This is a genomic window from Paucibacter sp. XJ19-41, from assembly GCF_028462495.1.
Lineage (GTDB): Bacteria > Pseudomonadota > Gammaproteobacteria > Burkholderiales > Burkholderiaceae_C > Roseateles_E.
On record NZ_JAQOWX010000234.1, the window covers coordinates 1 to 2,603 of the forward strand.

At 71.4% G+C, this 2,603-nt stretch carries 3 protein-coding genes and 1 pseudogene; all 4 read right to left on the reverse strand.

Annotated elements, in window-relative coordinates; genetic code table 11:
* Nucleotides 1-790: tRNA (5-methylaminomethyl-2-thiouridine)(34)-methyltransferase MnmD (gene mnmD / locus PO768_RS28425; RefSeq protein WP_272648740.1), on the reverse strand; the 790-nt coding region annotated here is incomplete at its 3' end.
* Between the two features lie 31 nt (nt 791-821).
* Nucleotides 822-1,190: an MBL fold metallo-hydrolase RNA specificity domain-containing protein gene (locus PO768_RS28430; protein ID WP_272648741.1), complete on the reverse strand. Its 369-nt coding sequence runs from the start codon at nt 1,188-1,190 to the stop codon at nt 822-824.
* A complete protein-coding gene (locus PO768_RS28435) occupies nt 1,166-2,272 on the reverse strand; it encodes an MBL fold metallo-hydrolase (protein ID WP_442953316.1) in 1,107 nt (368 codons plus the stop codon). The genes PO768_RS28430 and PO768_RS28435 overlap by 25 nt, the downstream gene beginning before the upstream one ends.
* Nucleotides 2,273-2,402: 130 nt before the next feature.
* Nucleotides 2,403-2,603, reverse strand: a pseudogene (locus tag PO768_RS28440) (hypothetical protein); the annotation flags it as partial.

The window sequence follows — 2,603 nt, forward strand, 5'->3', positions numbered from 1 at the left end:
CCCCGGCCAGTCCGGCGCCTATCACCAGCACCTCGCGCGCCGCCGGTGCCAGCGCCTGCCGCGCGGCCGGGCGCTGCAGCAGGTGGCGCGGCGCGAAGCGGGCCACGCTCATGCGGCCTTTCTTCGCAAAGCCGGGTCGCTTCTCGACCGCAAAGCCGGCGGCCGACAGCCCCTCGATCACTGCCGGCGCCGTGCTCCAGGTGCTGGCGCTGGCACCGGGCTTGGCCAGACGGGCCAGCAGTTTCAGCGTGTAGCCGTCCCACATCGCCGGATTGCGCGCCGGCGCGAAGCCGTCCAGATAGATGGCATCGACCTCGGCCACCAGGGTCTTGAGCCAGTCGCGCACATCGCCCAGCGCCAGCAGCAGCTGCACCCGGCCGCCGTCGAAGCTCAGGTTGTGCAGGTTGGGGGTCAGCGGCGGCCAGGCGGCCAGCAGCTCGGCGGCCAGGGCCGGCTCGGGGCTGGTGGCATGGGCGCGCGCCATGTCTTCGCGGCGCAGCGGATGTCTTTCGATGCTGATGAAGAACAGCCGCTCGCAGCGCGCCGGATCATCCCGCCAGGCCGCCCAGCTGGCCAGGAAGTTGTTGCCCAGGCCGAAGCCGGTTTCCAGGATCACGAAGCGCGCCTGGCCGGCCCAGCGCTGCGGCAGCCCGTTGCCGCCCAGAAAGACATGGCGGGCCTGGCCGAAGGCGCCGGCGCGGGCGTGATAGATATCGCCGAACTCGGGGGCGGCCGGGGCGGCGGCATCGCTGAAATCGACGCGGGCGGGGAGGATGGGCTGAGTCTTCATGCGCGGGCCGCGAGTATGCCCCAGCGCCGGCTCAGAGCGAGACCGTCTCCCCGTGCTGAGGCACGCGCACGCGCCAGCCCAGCTCGTCCTGGATGCGGCTGCGCAAGGCGTCGCTGGCCTCGGGCTCGCCGTGCACGACAAAGGTCTGGCGCGGTGGCGTCTTGAAACCGCGCAGCCAGGCCATCAGCCCCTCGGCATCGGCATGGCCGGAGAAGCCCTCCAGATGGCTGACCTCGGCATTGACCGGCACGAAGGCGCCGTGCAGTTTGATCTCGCGCGCGCCGCCCACCATCTTGGCGCCACGGCTGCCGCCGACCTGGAAGCCGGGGAAGACGATGTGGTGGCGTGCGCCCGGTGCCAGGGTCTCGATGTAGTTCAGCACCCGCCCGCCGGTGGCCATGCCGCTGGCCGAGATGATGATGGCCGGCCGTGTGATGGCGCGGNCAGGGTCTCGATGTAGTTCAGCACCCGCCCGCCGGTGGCCATGCCGCTGGCCGAGATGATGATGGCCGGCCGTGTGATGGCGCGGGTGGCGGCCTTCAGCGAGTCGGCCGGCTTGGCGATCAGGCTCACGCCCTCGCACAGCCGCGCCGCCTCGCGCAGGCCGATGCGCAGCAGCTTGGCGTGCTTGACGATGATGTCGGTCGCCAGCGTGGCCATCGGGCTGTCCAGCAGGATGGGAATGTCATGGGGCAGCTCGCCGGCGGCGCGCAGGCGCTGCAGCACCAGCAGCAGGGCCTGGGCGCGGCCGACCGCGAAGCTGGGCAGCAGCACGCTGCCGCCACGCTTGAGCGTGCTGCGGATGATCTGCGCCAGCCGGGCCTGCACATCCTCGGGCGGGTGGACGCGGTTGCCATAGGTCGACTCGACCAGCAGCACATCGGCCTGCTCGACGGTCTGCGGCGGCGGCATCAGCAGATCGTTGCTGCGCCCCAGATCGCCGGAGAACACCAGGGTCTGACCGGCGGCCGTGACGCTGATGGCCGAGGCGCCCAGCAGATGGCCCACCGGCGTGAAGCGGATCTCGGCGGCGCCCAGGCGCAGCCGGCCGTCGCGCGGCAGGCCGACGAAATGGGCCAGCGCCTTCTTGGCGTTGGCGGCCGAGTAGAGCGGCAGCGCGGTCTCGTGGCGCGAGGTGTGGAAGCGGTTGGCGCGGCGCGCGTCCTCTTCCTGCAGCTTGGCGCTGTCCAGCAGCAGCACCTCGCAGAGATCGCGGGTCGCGCCGGTCGAGAAGATCTGGCCCTTGAAGCCCTTGCGCACCAGGGCCGGTATATAGCCGCTGTGGTCCAGATGGGCATGCGAGAGCAGCACCGCGTCGACGCTGTGCGGCGCGACGCCGAAGCCCGCCCAGTTGCGCTCGCGCAAGGTCTTGTAGCCCTGGAACAGGCCGCAATCGAGCAGCAGGCGCTGCTCGCCGATGTCCAGCAGATGGCGTGAGCCGGTGACGGCGTCGGCCGCGCCGAGGAAGGTCAGCTTCATCATGTCTCCCGATCTGGCTCTGTCCGGGGCGATTCCAGCACCGGCAGGGTCGGGTCATCTTGATGCATCTCAAGTGTCGGGACGAAAAAAAGCCCGGCGCTTGAGCCGGGCTTTGTTGGGCCTGAGCCGGGGCTCAGCGCTTGGTCTGGGTCAGGCGTGCGCCGCCCGGGTTGCGGCCGCCGCCACCTGCGGGACGCGAGCCGGCCGGCTTGGCCGCAGCGGGGCGAGCGCCACCGCCATTGCCCGAGGGGCGCTGGCCTTGGGGTGCTGCGTTGCGGGGGGCACCCTCGCGCGGCGCAGCGCTACGCGGTGCGCCTTCACGGGACCCAGCGCT